At 64.4% G+C, this 15,037-nt stretch carries 13 protein-coding genes; all 13 read right to left on the bottom strand.

All coding sequences use genetic code 11. The annotated features are described in order from the left end of the window. Positions 1-103 precede the first annotated feature (103 nt). The 13 genes from EPN59_RS01115 to hisS all read right to left on the bottom strand — a co-directional run bounded on the left by EPN59_RS01115 (position 104) and on the right by hisS (position 14,985). Positions 104-1,990 carry a potassium transporter Kup gene (locus tag EPN59_RS01115; protein WP_293034075.1) on the bottom strand — a complete coding sequence of 629 codons (1,887 nt, stop codon included), beginning with the start codon at positions 1,988-1,990 and terminating at the stop codon, positions 104-106. Between the two features lie 293 nt (positions 1,991-2,283). Further along, positions 2,284-2,856, bottom strand: coding sequence for a phosphoribosyltransferase (locus EPN59_RS01120; RefSeq protein ID WP_293034076.1), 573 nt, complete (start codon positions 2,854-2,856; stop codon positions 2,284-2,286). Positions 2,857-2,870: 14 nt separating this feature from the next. Then, on the bottom strand, positions 2,871-4,217 hold the full coding sequence (locus tag EPN59_RS01125; protein ID WP_293034077.1) for an adenylosuccinate synthase: 1,347 nt from the start codon (positions 4,215-4,217) through the stop codon (positions 2,871-2,873). Positions 4,218-4,408: 191 nt separating this feature from the next. Continuing rightward, positions 4,409-5,572, bottom strand: coding sequence for an ATP phosphoribosyltransferase regulatory subunit (locus EPN59_RS01130; protein ID WP_293034078.1), 1,164 nt, complete (start codon positions 5,570-5,572; stop codon positions 4,409-4,411). A gap of 105 nt (positions 5,573-5,677) precedes the next feature. Beyond that, positions 5,678-5,869: a DUF2065 domain-containing protein gene (locus tag EPN59_RS01135; RefSeq protein ID WP_293034096.1), complete on the bottom strand. Its 192-nt coding sequence runs from the start codon at positions 5,867-5,869 to the stop codon at positions 5,678-5,680. Between the two features lie 51 nt (positions 5,870-5,920). Then, entirely contained in the window at positions 5,921-6,820 is a 900-nt protein-coding gene (locus EPN59_RS01140; protein WP_293034079.1) for a protease modulator HflC, read from the bottom strand. A 12-nt stretch (positions 6,821-6,832) separates the two neighbouring features. Next, entirely contained in the window at positions 6,833-8,248 is a 1,416-nt protein-coding gene (gene hflK, locus EPN59_RS01145; RefSeq protein WP_293034080.1) for an FtsH protease activity modulator HflK, read from the bottom strand. Positions 8,249-8,409: 161 nt separating this feature from the next. Beyond that, positions 8,410-9,603, bottom strand: a complete 1,194-nt coding sequence (gene hflX, locus EPN59_RS01150; RefSeq protein WP_363928525.1) for a GTPase HflX — start codon at positions 9,601-9,603, stop codon at positions 8,410-8,412. Between the two features lie 58 nt (positions 9,604-9,661). Next, complete coding sequence (gene hfq, locus EPN59_RS01155) at positions 9,662-9,898, bottom strand: RNA chaperone Hfq (RefSeq protein WP_102608263.1); 237 nt, start codon at positions 9,896-9,898, stop codon at positions 9,662-9,664. Positions 9,899-10,049: 151 nt separating this feature from the next. After that, positions 10,050-11,387 (bottom strand): ribosome biogenesis GTPase Der, encoded by a 1,338-nt coding sequence (gene der, locus EPN59_RS01160; protein WP_293034082.1) that lies wholly within the window; start codon positions 11,385-11,387, stop codon positions 10,050-10,052. A gap of 316 nt (positions 11,388-11,703) precedes the next feature. Next, positions 11,704-12,849: an outer membrane protein assembly factor BamB gene (bamB, locus tag EPN59_RS01165; RefSeq protein ID WP_293034083.1), complete on the bottom strand. Its 1,146-nt coding sequence runs from the start codon at positions 12,847-12,849 to the stop codon at positions 11,704-11,706. A gap of 56 nt (positions 12,850-12,905) precedes the next feature. Further along, on the bottom strand, positions 12,906-13,559 hold the full coding sequence (locus EPN59_RS01170; protein WP_293034084.1) for a tetratricopeptide repeat protein: 654 nt from the start codon (positions 13,557-13,559) through the stop codon (positions 12,906-12,908). Between the two features lie 88 nt (positions 13,560-13,647). Beyond that, on the bottom strand, positions 13,648-14,985 hold the full coding sequence (gene hisS / locus EPN59_RS01175) for a histidine--tRNA ligase (RefSeq protein WP_293034085.1): 1,338 nt from the start codon (positions 14,983-14,985) through the stop codon (positions 13,648-13,650). Between the last annotated feature and the right edge of the window lie 52 nt (positions 14,986-15,037).

Here is a 15,037-nt window from a genome sequence, read left to right on the forward strand (position 1 = left end):
GGCCTGCGACGGCCCACGCAGCATCGACCCATGAAAAACGGCACCGCAGTGCCGTTTTTCATTGCCGTAAGAGAATCGAGCATCGCAGCGAAACAACCCGCGATCAGATCTCGATCTTCGTCCCAAGCTCCACCACGCGATTCGCGGGGATGCTGAAGAAGTCGGTCGGCTTCGCGGCGTTCTGGTGCATCCACGCGAACACACGCTCGCGGAAGAACGACATGCCCGGCAACTGCGTCGGCACCACGGTCTCGCGCGCGAGGAAGAACGACGTGTCCATCATCTCGAACGTCATGCCGTGCGAACGTCCGACTTGTTCGAGCACCGCCTGGACGTCGGGCGTTTCGTTGAAGCCGTAGTCGGCCTTCACAAGATACAGCCCGCCGCCGATGTCCTTCACGCTCACGCGCTCCGAATCGGCGACATACGGAATATCGCGCGTCACGAACGTCAGGAAGATCGTGCGCTCGTGCAGCACCTTGTTGTGCTTGAGGTTGTGCAGCAGGCTCACTGGCACGAGCGCATTGCTGCCCGTCAGGTAGATCGCCGTGCCCGAGACGCGATGCGGCGGATGCGCGAGCAACCCTTGCAGGAACGGCATCAGCGGAATGCCGTCGGCGGCCGTGCGCGCCTTCACGATCATGCGGCCCTTGTACCAGGTCATCAGCAGGAAGAACAGCAGCGCGCCGATGCACAGCGGCAGCCAGCCGCCCTCCTCGACCTTCAGCAGGTTCGCGCCGAAGAAGCCGAGATCGACGGTCATGAGCCCCCCGATGATCAGCCCGACGAGCACCTTGTTCCAGTTCCAGACCTTCACCATCACGACGCACGCGAGCACCGTCGTGATCACCATGGTCGCAGTCACGGCGATGCCGTACGCGGCGGCGAGATTGTCCGAACTCTTGAAGCCCATCACGATGCACAGGATGATGAAGAGCAGCATCCAGTTCACGACCGGCACGTAGATCTGGCCGATCGCGAGTTCGGACGTATGCAGCACCTTCATGCGCGGCACGTAGCCAAGCAGGATGGCCTGGCTCGTGAGCGAGTACGCGCCCGAGATCACGGCCTGCGATGCGATGACCGTCGCCACCGTCGAGAGCACGACGAGCGGCAGCAGCGCCCAGTCGGGTGCGAGCAGGAAGAACGGATTTTCGATGGCGTGGTGGTTCTGCATCAGCAGCGCACCCTGGCCGAAGTAGTTGAGCACGAGCGACGGCATCACGAGCACGTACCAGGCCATGCGGATCGGCTTCGCGCCGAAATGGCCCATGTCCGCGTAGAGGGCTTCCGCGCCGGTCAGCACGAGCACGACGGAGCCCAGCACGACGTACGCCTGCAAGAGGTGCTCGCCCATGAAGCTGACCGCGTAGTACGGATTGAGCGCAGCGATGATCGCCGGAGTTTGCACGATATGCGAGAGGCCGAGCGCGGCAATGGTCACGAACCACAGCACCATGATCGGTCCGAACAGCCGGCCGACGAGCGCCGTGCCATGCCGCTGGATCCAGAAGAGCGCAATGAGGATCAGCATCGTGAGCGGCAGTACGAGATGCGCGAGCTTGGGCGCTGCGATTTCGAGACCTTCAACCGCCGAAATCACCGAGATCGCCGGGGTGATCACCGCATCGCCGTAGAACATGCAGGCGCCGAAGATGCCGAGCCCCGTCAGCACGATGGCAAATCGGCTCGTGCGGTTGAACGGGCGCAACGCCAGCGCCATCAGCGCGAGCACGCCGCCTTCCCCGTTGTTGTCGGCGCGCATCACGAACAGCACGTACTTGATGCTCACGACGATGATGATCGCCCAGAACAGGAGCGAGATGACGCCGAGGATGGAAGTGTTGGTGAGCGGGATCCCGTGAGACGGGCTAAACGCCTCCTTCAGCGAATAAAGCGGGCTGGTGCCGATATCGCCGAAGACCACGCCGATCGCTGCCATGGCGAGAGTCGGCAGAGGCTGCTTGGCCACGTGTGTGCTAGTTGTCATAAACGCGGAAGTCCGTTTCCGAGGCGGAGAAAAAACGACCGCCATTCTAAACCGGGCGACGCGGCGCGCTAGGGCGCATCGTTGTGGGGATGCCACGTCGTTCGTTCCGGCGAAGTGTAGCATTGGCCCCATTCGGCGTCTGCCCGGGTGCGTGGCGCGGTGCGCAGCCACGCGCAAACCCCCGCCCCAAAAGAAAACGGAGCCCCGAAAGGCTCCGTTCTTCATTCGCCATGCCACGCAATTTCACGTCATATCGCGTCATACGCAACGACGACAGGCATTGCGCATCCGCATCAGGACACGAGGCTCTGCCCCGACTGCTTGAGGCCGCGCTTGATCCACGCACCGAGATTATGCGGACGTACCGTGTCCCATTCCTCGAATGGCTGGTGGATCCACGGATTGGTCGGCAGGTGCTGCACGAAGTAGTCGGGTTTGACTTTCGAGCAGCCCTTGTACCAGAGCACCGCCGAACGCACGCCGGTCACGGCCGGATAGCGCTCCTTGAGATGATCCTGCACGCGCGCGAGCGTGACGCCCGAATCGACGAGATCGTCGACGAGCAGCACGTTGCCCGAAAGCTGGCCGCGCGTCATCGTGATGTACTGCGCAATGTCGAGGTCGCCCTGCTGCGTGCCGGCCGCTTCACGGTACGAGCTGGTCGCGAGAATGGCGAGCGGCAGGTCGTAAATGCGCGAGAGCTGGTCGCCCACGCGCAGGCCGCCGCGTGCGAGACACAGGATCTGGTCGAACTTCCAGCGCGATTCGTGCACGGCGAGCGCCAGCAGCTCGATCAGCCGATGGTACTCATCCCAGCCGACCCACAGGTTCTTTTCGTCGTTGCGCGGGTCCGTCATCTGAATCATCGTGCACGTTCCTCTTACACCTTGAACGGATGACGCAGCAGGATTGTCTCGTCGCGATCCGGGCCTGTGGAAACCATGTCGATCGGCACGCCTGCCACTTCCTGCACGCGGCTCAGGTACGCCTGCGCGCTCTTCGGCAGCGCGTCCCACTGCGTGATGCCGATGGTGCTTTCCTTCCAGCCGGGGAACGTTTCATAGACCGGCTCGCAGGCCGCAACCTGCGATGCGCCGCGCGGCAGGATGTCGATGTCCTTGCCGTCCACCCTGTAGCCGACGCAGAGCTTCACTTCGTCGAGCCCGTCGAGCACGTCGAGCTTCATGATGCACAGGCCCGTCACGCCGTTGATCTGGATCGAGCGGCGCAGCGCGGCGGCGTCGAGCCAGCCCGTGCGGCGCGGACGGCCCGTGACCGAACCGAATTCCTTGCCGACGTTCGCAAGCGTCACGCCTGCCATATCCTGGCGATCGGGGTTGTCGGCGTCGTAGAGTTCGCTCGGGAACGGGCCCGAGCCGACGCGCGTGCAGTACGCCTTCGTGATGCCGAGAACGTAGTTCAGCTGCTGCGGGCCCACGCCCGCGCCCGCCGACGCAGCACCTGCGACGCAGTTGCTGGAAGTGACGTACGGATAGGTGCCGTGATCGATGTCGAGCAGCGTGCCTTGCGCGCCTTCGAACAACAGATTGCCGCCCGCGCAGTTCACATCGTAAAGACGACGCGAAACGTCCGTGACCATCGGCTTCAGACGGTCGGCATAACCGAGCATCGTGTCGAGCGTTTGCTGGAAGTCCACCGCCGCCGCGCCCAGATACTGCGTGAGCACGAAGTTGTGATAGTCGAGGCTCTCGCGCAGACGCTCCGCGAAGGTTTCTGGTTCGAACAGATCCTGTACGCGCAGACCGCGGCGCGCGACCTTGTCCTCGTAGGCCGGGCCGATGCCGCGGCCGGTCGTGCCGATCTTCGCGGCACCGCGGCGCGCTTCGCGAGCCTGGTCGATGGCGATGTGATACGGGAGGATGAGCGTGGTGGCTTCGGAGATGAAGAGGCGCTTCTGGACGTCGACGCCCGCGCTTTCGAGTTCGCCGATTTCCTTGAACAGGGCTTCGGGCGAGAGCACCACGCCGTTGCCGATGTAGCATGCGACGCCGGCGCGCATGATGCCCGACGGGATGAGACGGAGAATGGTCTTCTTGCCGCCGATGATGAGCGTGTGGCCGGCGTTGTGGCCGCCCTGGAAGCGCACGACGCCTTGGGCGTGGTCCGTCAGCCAGTCGACGATCTTGCCCTTGCCTTCATCTCCCCACTGGGTGCCCACGACGACGACGTTGCGTCCCGGGGTTACATTCACTGCGCTGGCAGACATGGTGTTTCGTAAGCTGGTTAAAAACGCATTTTATATGGGTTCCGGGGCGCGCTCGTGGTTTTTCCCGAAAAAACTGTGGGATTTTCCTTTGCGCTCAACGGTATGGACGAAAAAAACGGGAACGTGCCGCCCCGTTTCGCCCCGTTTGAATCCGCCCGCGGCCTTGCCCAGACGCGTGCTCAGGTGCGTGCTCAGGTGCGTGTTTCGACAACCCACGCGCCGTTGCGCTCGACCAGCACGCGGTCGCACGCGAATTCGTCCATCGTGTGCTCATGGCCCGGCAGCGCCTGAATGACGACCTCGCCCGCGTCGCGCAGCGCAGCGACGGCGGCGCACAGCACGTCGTCGTGACGCCACGGCGCGAGGATCGCGCTGCTGCGCGCTTCGACCGGTGAAATCCGGGCCACTTCGCGCAAATCGAGCGAGAAACCCGTCGCGGCGCGCGCCCGGCCAAACGCCTTGCCCACCTTGTCGTAACGGCCGCCGCGCGCGACCGCATTCGGCACGCCGTCCACGTACGCCGAGAACATCACGCCGGTGTGGTACGCATAGCCGCCCAGATCGGCCAGATCGATCATCAGCTCGGCGCCGTCGATCTCGCCGCCGATGTCACCGATGAGGAAGGCCAGATCGTCCAGCGCCCGCGTGATGCCATCGAGCGCCGGCAGACGCTTGCGCGCCTCGTCGAGCACGCTCGCGTCGCCATAGAGCGACGGCAGCGTGCGCAGCGCGTCGCGCGTAACCGGCGCGAGGTCAGCCGTGAGTTCCGCGAGCGTCGGCACATCCTTGCCCGCGAGCGCCTCATAGAGCGAATCGCCGAGCGCCGCTGTGCCCGGATCGCTCTCGATCAGGGCAGCAAGCACGCCTGCGTGGCACAGGTCGAGACGCACTTTGGCGAGCCCGGAGAGCCGCAGCGCGTCGAGCATCAACTGCTGGATTTCGAGGTCGGCTTCGAGCCCCGCATGACCGTAGATTTCCGCGCCGATCTGAATCTGCTCGCGCGTGGCGTGCAGGCCGCGCGGACGCGTATGCAGCACATTGCCCGCGTAGCACAGGCGCGTCACGCCCTGGCGGTTCAGCAGGTGCGCGTCGATGCGCGCAACCTGAGGCGTCATGTCCGCACGCAAACCAAGCGTGCGGCCCGAAAGTTGATCGACGAGCTTGAACGTGCGCAGGTTCAGATCGCGACCGCTACCCGTCAACAGCGACTCGAGATATTCGAGCAGCGGCGGCATGACCATTTCGTAGCCGTATGCGCGGAAGCGGTCCAGCAGGCGACGGCGCAATTCTTCGATCTTGCGCGCCTCGGACGGCAGCACATCGGCGATATTTTCGGGGAGTAACCAGGTCGACATCGATTGAGTCCTACCACTATGAAGGCGGCGCGCGAAGCGTGGCGCGCGAGCCGCAGTACCGGAGCGCACGGCACAGTCCGCGCGCGCGCATTTGCAATCAGGCCATCAGGTTGCGAGCATGAGCAGCACGAGGCCGAGCCCCATCACAATCAACCCGCCGATCCGGATATGGTGCGGCGGCCGTTCCGCGATTTTACGGAAGGTGTCGCGCCACGCCGTCGGAAAGACGAACGGAAACATGCCCTCAATGATCAGCATCAGCGCGACCGCGAGCAGGAGGGAACCGGCTATGTCCATGCTAAAGAACGTGCCGCGCAAGCGCGCGGCCCTTCGTTTGTCTCGTATTGTTTAATGTTTGCGCGGCGCGGCGGGAGCCGGTGCGGCCTCGCCGTTGGGACCGCGCATGAAGCGAAAGAATTCGCTCGACGAATCAACCACGACGACATCGCTCGGCTTGAAGGTCTCGCGATACGCCTGCATGCTCTGGTAGAACTGATAGAACTGCGGATCGCGGCCGAACGCCTCGGCGGCAATGGCCGCGGCTTTGCCGTCGCCTTCGCCCTTGATGGCCTGCGCCTGGCTGTATGCATCGGCGAGCACGCCCTGCTGACGGCGCACCGCATCGTCCTTGATCTGCTGTGCTTCGGCCGCACCCTGCGCACGCTCGTTGGCGGCGTCCTGCTCGCGCGCGGCGCTCATGCGCTTGAAGACCGCGTCCGCGAGTTCGGGCGGATAGTCGATGCGCGAGAACTCGATGCCGACGACTTCGACGCCAAGCGGCGCCGCCGCCTCGCGCAGCGTATCGCGCGCGCCATTGGCAATCGCTTCCTGCTGCGCGAGCGCGTTGGTCAGCGTGACCTTCGCAAAGGCGCCGCTGAGCGCATCGCGCGAAAGCGAGGCGAGCCGTTCGGACAGCGTCTGCGCGTCGCCGCGAGTCTCCGCGAAGAACTTGAGCGGATCGGTGACGCGATAGCGGATCACCGGGTTCACGAGCAATTCGGTCTTGTCGGACGTCGAGTACCGGACCGCGTCGGGCGTAGCGAACGCCTGGACGCGCGTATCGATGAACGTCGTAGTCTGGAACGGCGGCGGCAGCTTCACGTGGATGCCGGGTTCGGCAAGCGAATCCGTACGGCCGCCCGTGGACGCAATGACGGCCACGTGGCGCGGATCGACGACGAACACCGACGACGAGATGACCAGCACGGCCACGACGACAACGACTGCAAGCGCAATGATTCGGTTCATATGAGCGCTCCGTTACTGCACGTCGTCTTCGCGACCGCGATTGCGGAACGCGTCACGCGACCGTAACGACTCGTTGCCGGGGGCGCTCGCCGACGCTGCGGGCGAAGCCGCGGCGCCCGGCTGCGCGGCGCCGGACTGCTGCGCTTCGCTCGCGGCGGGGGCCGATGCTCCGGGCGCGGCTGCTGCAGCGCCCGGCGCTCCGGTAATCCCCGCGGCGGCAGCGGCGGCAGCCGTGCGCTGGCGCGTCGCTTCGGCGATCTTGTCGAGCGGCAGATTGATCACACTGTTGCCCGCCTTGCTGTCGACGAACACCTTCGTCGTATTCGAGTAGATATGCTGCATGGTCTCCAGATACATGCGCGTGCGAATCACGGCCGGCGCCTTCGAGTATTGCTCGTACACCTGCTTGAAGCGCTGGGCGTCGCCCGTTGCCCGCGCGACGACACGCTCGCTGTAGGCCTTGGCATCGTCGATCATGCGTGCGCCGTCAGCCTGCGCTTGCGGGAGCAACTGGTCCGCGTAAGCCTGAGCGTCACGCTTCGCGTGCTCGCGCTCCTGGTGCGCGCGCGCGGCGTCGTCGAATGCAGCCTGCACCTGTTCGGGCGCCTGTACGCTCTGAATCGTCACGCCGGTCACGGCGAGGCCGGTCTTGTATTGGTCGAGCGCATGCTGGATCGCATCGGCAAGCTGCGCGCGGATCGGCTCGCGGTCCGCGTAGAGCAGATCGCTCGTGCTGCGCGCGCCCACGACCGTGCGCACCGCGTTCTGCGCGACCTGCGTGACGGTGAGATCGGGATCGGCGCTGCGGAAAAGATAATCGGTGGGCTGCTTCACCTGGTACTGTACCGTGAAGCGCACGTCGAGAATGTCGCCGTCGTGCGTGAGCACCGCCGCATCTTTCACGTTGGCCGGACGCACGAGGTTGCTGCGGCCGATCTCGACAGCACGGATCTCGCCGACGTTCACGATTTCCTGCGTCTGGAACGGAAACGGCAAGCGCCAGTGCACGCCCTGGCCGACGGTCTGACGATACTGGCCAAACTGAAGCACGACACCGGCCTGCCCGTCCTGGACGACAAACACCCCGCTGCCGAGATAGATCGCAATCAGCACGCCGAGCACGATGCCGACGCCGATGCGCGCCCCGTGCCCGTTGTCGGGGCGAGGACCGGGAGCGCCCGGGCCCTGGCCCTTGCGTCCGAAGAATACCGTGAGGCGGCGGTTGAAGTCGCGCCACATTTCGTCGAGATCGGGCGGACCGTCGCCCTGATCGCCGCCCCTGTCGTCGTTCCGCCCGTTCTTGCCGGGCGGGCGGCGCGAATCGTCCGCGCGGTGACCATTGCCGTCACCACGGCCCCAGCGAGGGTCGTTCAACGTGAGAATGGCGCGCGCACGCTGCCAGCCAGTCCGCTTGTTGTAATCGTTCACCTGTGTTCGTTCACCAGAGTAGACAGCGGGTCAATGCGTGTGGCTTTCGCCAGTTTTCGCCTGCTTTTGCCAGGTATTGCGGGGTGGCCGCACGGTTCAAGCCTTCCGGTTCGAGCCGTTCCGAACCAGGCTGATTGTGGCTCATTGTGGCTGATCGTAGCTCAGCGGCCGTGTTCCGGTTCCCTGCGAGGCTCATGGGGCAGCGCGTCCCAGTCGGCGCCAAACCGCTGCGAAGGCTGCGAAGCGTCGACAAGCGGCTCCGCAGTCGCAATTTCTGCGATGGCAGCGCGCAGCGTATCCAGCCCGACGCCTGTTCGCGCGCTCAAAAAGACGCGCGAAATATTACCATATTCGTCCCGCTCGACCGTCCCGCCGCGGGCCGCCAGTTCAGGCACGGCATCGATCTTGTTGAACACCAGCACCTGGCGGATCGAATCCGCCCCGATATCGTGCAACACTCCGTTGACCTGATCGATCTGGTCAAGACGCACCGCACTCGACGCATCGACCACGTGCAGCAGAAGATCGGCCTGGATGGTTTCCTCGAGCGTCGCACGGAACGCGGCAACCAGCTGGTGAGGCAGCTCGCGGATGAAACCAACGGTGTCCGACAGCACGATCTGGCCGACCTCGCCGCCGAGCCACAGGCGCCGCGAAGTCGTATCGAGGGTTGCGAACAACTGGTCGGCGGCATACGCCTGCGCCTTGGTGAGCGCATTGAACAGCGTGGACTTGCCCGCATTCGTATAACCGACGAGCGATACCGACATCGTCTGGTTGCGCTGGCGCTGGCGGCGTTGCGTGCCGTGCTGGCGGCGCAGCTTCGCGAGGCGCCCCTGCAGCATCTTGATGCGTTCGCCGATGAGCCGGCGGTCGGTTTCGAGCTGGGTTTCGCCTGGGCCGCGCAAGCCGATACCGCCTTTCTGACGCTCAAGGTGGGTCCATGCGCGCACGAGCCGTGTGGCGAGGTACTGGAGCTGCGCGAGCTCGACCTGCAGCTTGCCTTCGTGGCTGCGGGCGCGCTGCGCAAAGATATCGAGGATCAGGCTCGTGCGATCGACCACGCGGCGGTCGAGTGCGCGCTCCAGGTTGCGTTGCTGGGCGGGCGACAGCGCGTGATTGAAGATGACGATTTCGACGTCGTTCGCCTCGCAGGCGAGACGCAGTTCATCGGCTTTGCCGCTGCCGATGAACATGGCGGCGTCGGGGCTCGAGCGTCGGCCGGTGAGCGTAACGGCGGGACGGGCGCCCGCACTTTGTGCGAGCAGGCTGAGTTCTTCGAGGCCGGCTTCGAAATCGGTCTTGCCAAAGTCGATGCCGACGAGTGCGGCGTTGGTCAAATTAGCGGGTATCAAAATGGAAACGGCCGGGCCGGCTCGCCTTTCGGGCGCCCCGGACCGGCCGTGCCGTGGGTCAGGCCGTTTCCGAATCCGGGTGGAAGTTCACCGGACGGGCGGGGACGACCGTGGAAATGGCGTGCTTGTACACCATCTGCGTAACCGTATTACGGAGCAACACGACGTACTGGTCGAACGATTCAATGTTCCCTTGAAGCTTGATGCCGTTGACCAGGTAGATCGAAACAGGCACGTGCTCCTTGCGCAGCGCGTTCAAAAACGGGTCTTGTAACAGTTGCCCTTTGTTGCTCATAGCAAACTCCGTATTTTTTTGCGGGTTTAACTTGGGACGACGCCGACGAAAAAGGGATTCGGCGCCAATCGCTACACTATAGCTGATTCTCGTTCACCCGCGCGGATCACACCCGTCCGGCCAGGACGGTGTGCGCGCCAGCGAACGCAGCCTAGTTTTTCTCGGTGTAGGGGTTCGTCGAGGAACGAAACTCTATGCGCAATGGAGTCCCGGTCAGCGAGAAAGTTTCCCGGAAGCGATTTTCCAGATAGCGCTTGTAGGTCTCCGTGACGGCATCGAGCGCATTGCCGTGAATCACGATAATCGGCGGGTTCTGTCCCCCCTGGTGCGCGTAGCGCAGCTTCGGACGCACCGGGCCGCGGCGGCGCGGCTGCTGGAACTGCACGGCCTCGATCAGCGCACGCGTGAGGCGCGGCGTGGGCAGCTTGGCCATCGCAGCGGCATAGGCCGCGTCCACCGAGCGCATCAACGCGCCGACTCCGAAATTCTCCGTTGCCGAAATGAAGTGAAACTTGGCGAAGTCGAGGAATTTCAGCTTGCGCTCCAGATGGTGCTTGACGCGATCACGGGCGTGATCGTCGAGACCGTCCCACTTGTTCACGCCCACCACGAGCGCACGGCCCTGCTCCACCACGAAACCGGCGATGTGCGCATCCTGGTCGGAGATTTCCTGCTGCGCGTCGAGCATCATGACCACGACATTCGCATCCGAAATCGACTGCAGGGTCTTCACGACGGAGAACTTCTCGATCGCCTCGAACACCTTCCCGCGCCGGCGCAGGCCCGCCGTGTCGATGAGCGTGTATTTCTTGCCCCCGCGCTCGAAGTCGATGTAGATCGAGTCGCGCGTGGTGCCCGGCATGTCGAACGCAATCACGCGGTCTTCGCCGAGCAGCGTGTTCACGAGCGTCGACTTGCCGACGTTCGGACGCCCGACGATTGCGATCTTCACGCCATGCTTTTCGGCGTCCTCTTCACTTTCTTCCGGCTGACCGGCGTAGGCGTCGTCGAGCGCCTCGTTGATCATCTCGGTCACGCCGTCGCCGTGCGCGGCGGAAATCGCACGCGGGTCGCCCAGTCCGAGTTCGTAGAAATCGGCGGCGACGGCACTGTATTTCATGCCCTCGGCCTTGTTGACTACGAGGTAGATCGGCCGGCCGGTTTTGCGCAGATAGTCGGCGATGTGCTTGTCCTGCGGCGCGAGTCCGTTGCGGCCGTCGCAGATGAACACGACGATGTCCGCCTCTTCCACCGCCTGGCGCGTCTGGCGCGCCATCTCGTGCAGGATGCCGTCTTTCGCGACGGGCTCGAAGCCGCCGGTATCGACCACGAGGTACGGACGATCGCCCACGCGCCCCTCGCCGTAGTGACGGTCGCGCGTGAGGCCGGGCAGGTCGGCCACCAGCGCGTCGCGCGAGCGCGTGAGCCGGTTGAACAGCGTGGATTTCCCCACATTGGGGCGCCCGACAAGGGCGATTACGGGTTTCATCTGATGTTTTCTACGGTAAGGCGCGGCAACGCTCTGCGCTTGCAGGGCTGCATCACTTGCAAATTATCACGAAAATCGCCCGATGCCGGGGCGAGGCGTGCGACCGGTATATCGCACCAGTCCGGCCGGTGCCGGACAGACGGGCGGGCCGCAGCCGGGAAGCCCGCGCCCGCTTTCAACGCATCAGTTCAAAAAATGCGTGCGGCCGGCATAAGCCGGCCTGGATCAGGCGACGTGCGGTCTGGCCGACCCGCCGCCTTCGAAGAATGACTCTGGCGCCGCCTGGCCACACGAGCCGGGCAGCGCGGGTTGCCGCTTACTGCGGACGCAGACCGAACAGGTTGCCCTTCTTCGTCTGGACGACGAGCGTGTTGCCGGCCAGGACCGGCGCTGCGGTAATCGGGCTGCCGTCGGTTTTCACGCGCGCCACGAAGCTGCCGTCGTCCAGCGACAGGAAGTGCACATAGCCCTGGAAGTCGCCGAGCACGACCGCGTGGCCGAGCACGACCGGCACGCTGAGACCGCGGTCCTTGAGCTTGTTCGTGACCCACGTCTGCGTACCCGTCGAAACGTTGTACGCATGCACGATCGACGTATCGTCTGCGCCGACCACGGTGTTCTCGTCCTGGGCGATGCCGCTCACGCTCGAGAACGGCTTTTGCCAGATTACGCGGCCCGAATTCGCATCGAAGCAGGCGAGCTGCCCCTGGAACGTGACCGCGCACGTCATGGCGCCAACCAGCGTCGGCGGGCCGCTCACGTCGTTGATGCGCTCGACTTCCGTCACGCCCTTCGGATAGGACACCGGCGTTTCCCAGAACGCGTCGCCCGTCGTGAGGTTGAGCGCGGCGAACCCGCCGCCCGGGAAGCCTGCGAGCACGGCCTGGTCGCCCGCGAACGTCATGCCGGCCGACACGCGCAGATTGAGCGGAACCGCACGGTTGCGGTAGGTCCACTTCTGCTCGCCCGTCTGCGCATTGAAGCCGACGATCTGACCGTCGATCGTACGCACGACCACGAGGCCGTTGCCGACGAGCGGCGGCGAGATGATTTCGCCGGGCGCGGTGGCTTGCCACGAAAGCTTGCCGTTCGCGTCGAGCACATAGACCTGGCCCTTCAGGCCACCGACAGCGGTCAGATTGCCGTCGCTGCCGACACCCGCCGAAATGTCGTCCTTGAGCTTCGTGCTCCAGATTTCCTTGCCGGTCTGCGCGTCGAACTTCGCGACCGAGCCGTTCTCGCCCGCCGCAAACACGGCGTCGCCGACGGCGACTGGCGAGAACAGATAGCGGCCGGCCTTGCCGACGCCCGCTTTCCATACCTGCTGGACGTTGAGCACCGGCTTGAACTGGGTGAGCGGCGTCGGCACGTGGCTCGCGCCCTTGCCCGACGAGCAGGCCGTCAGCGCCAGGACCGTCAATGCACAGGCGGCGGGCACAACGTATCGTTTCAGCAGATTCATCGGTGAACGAAGCATCAATGTAGTTGGTTTATGGAGAATGGCTGAGAGCACGCGGATTAGCCGCCGAGCGCGTCCAGCTTGAACTGGACCAGCTGACGCTCGGACGCATCGCTTTTCGGCAAGCTGTCGAGCGCGAGCTTGTAGGCGGCGCGCGCATCGTCGTGCTTGCCGGCAGCGGCAAGCAGGTCGCCGCGGCCATCGGCGACGAGGCCCTTGAACGGACCCGAATCCGGCTGGGGAATCAGCGCGAGGCCCTGATCGTAGGCCTTTTCGTCGAGCAGCAGCGACGCAAGACGCAGTTTCGCGATCTGGCGGAATTCATTGTCCTTCGCATGGTCGGCGGCCCACTGCAGTTGTGCTTTCGCGCCGGCCGTGTCGCCCGCCACATAAAGCGACTTCGCCACCGTCAGCGCCGTCATCTGCGCGTACGCAGTGCCGCCAAAGCGGTCTTCCATGTCGGATGCAACGCGCGTCAGCACGGCCTTATCACCACCCATCGCACCACCCATCGCACCACCCGAGGCCGCCTGCTGCACCTGGTCGTACAGCACGGCAGCCTCGGCCGCGTGGCGGCGCTGCCAGAAATTCCAGCCGTTCCACGCAGCGAGCCCGAGCAGAACGATCAGCACGGCCCACGTGGTGGAGTTGCCCCACTGCGCCCACCATGCCTTGAAGCTCTCGATCGATTCCTGTTCGTCGTGGTAACTCATCGCGTCGCGATTCCTCGTTTTTTAGCCATCCTGGCGCATCCGTTTCGTCTATCAGGTGCGCCGTGCGGGTTGTTCAAGCCGGCCGCGATCAGTCGTCGCCATCTTCGGCGGATGCAACCATCGCATTGATTAGATATTCGGTCAAGTCTTCAAGCGCGACGGTTTGCTGCTCGTTGCGCGCGTCGGCAGCGGTCCCGCGCAACGGCTTCACGCCCACCACGCCCTGCGCCACCTCGTCCTCGCCGAGCACGACGGCGAACGCTGCGCCGCTTGCGTCCGCGCGCTTCATCTGCGACTTGAAGCTCGCTGCCTGGCCGTCGGCGCTGCAGTGCAGGATCACGTCGAGACCGGTGTCGCGCAGACGCTCCGCCACGATGAAGGCCTGCTCGCGCGCCGCGTCGCCCTGATGGACAACGTAGACATCGCAACCTTCTGCTTCCGACACGAGGTCGTCTTCCTTGAGCAGTTCGAGGATGCGCTCGACACCCATCGCCCAGCCGCAAGCCGCCGTCGGCTTGCCGCCCAGTTGCTCGATCAGCGGATCGTAGCGGCCACCCGCGGCAACCGTGCCCTGCGCGCCGAGCTTGTCAGTAACCCACTCGAACACGGTCAGATTGTAGTAATCGAGACCGCGCACGAGACGCGGGTTGACCGTGAAGGGAATGTTGTTCGCCTTGAGGATGCGCTGGAGCCCCTCGAAGTGAGCACGCGACTGCTCGCCGAGGTAATCGATCAGCTTCGGCGCGTTGTTCGCCACTTCCTGCAGCGCCGGGTTCTTCGTGTCGAGCACGCGCAGCGGGTTGGTGTAGAGACGACGCTTGCCGTCCTCGTCGAGCAGCTCGGCGTGTTGCTCCAGATACCTGATCAGCTCGACGCGATGCGCGGCACGCTCTTCGGCAAGGCCCAGCGAATTGAGTTCGAGCTTGATGCCGGTGAGACCGAGGTCGTCCCACAGGCGCTGGCACATCAGGATGATTTCCGCGTCGGCATCCGGGCCCGCGAAGCCGAGCGCCTCGACGCCGACCTGGTGAAACTGGCGATAGCGCCCGCGCTGCGGACGCTCATGGCGAAACATCGGGCCGATGTACCACAGGCGCTTCGGGCCGTCGTAGAGCATGTTGTGCTCGATCGACGCGCGCACCACCGCCGCCGTGTTCTCCGGGCGCAGCGTGAGATTTTCGCCGTTCAGCGCGTCGGTGAAGCTGTACATCTCCTTTTCGACGATGTCGGTCACTTCGCCGATGCCGCGCGTAAAGAGTTGCGTGTGCTCGAGGATCGGCGTGCGGATGTTCTGGTATCCGTACGAACGGAGCATCGACTTCACGGTTGCTTCGAAGAATTCCCACAGCCCGGCTTCCTGCGGCAGGATGTCGTTCATGCCCTTCACGCCGGCGAGCTTTTCGGGCTTACTTTTCTGTTCAGTCATCTGATTGCGATTGACGATGTTCGGTTGTGCGTCGCGTCGATGCCGTGCTGCG

This window comes from Paraburkholderia sp., from assembly GCF_004298475.1.
GTDB classification, from domain to species: domain Bacteria; phylum Pseudomonadota; class Gammaproteobacteria; order Burkholderiales; family Burkholderiaceae; genus Paraburkholderia; species Paraburkholderia denitrificans.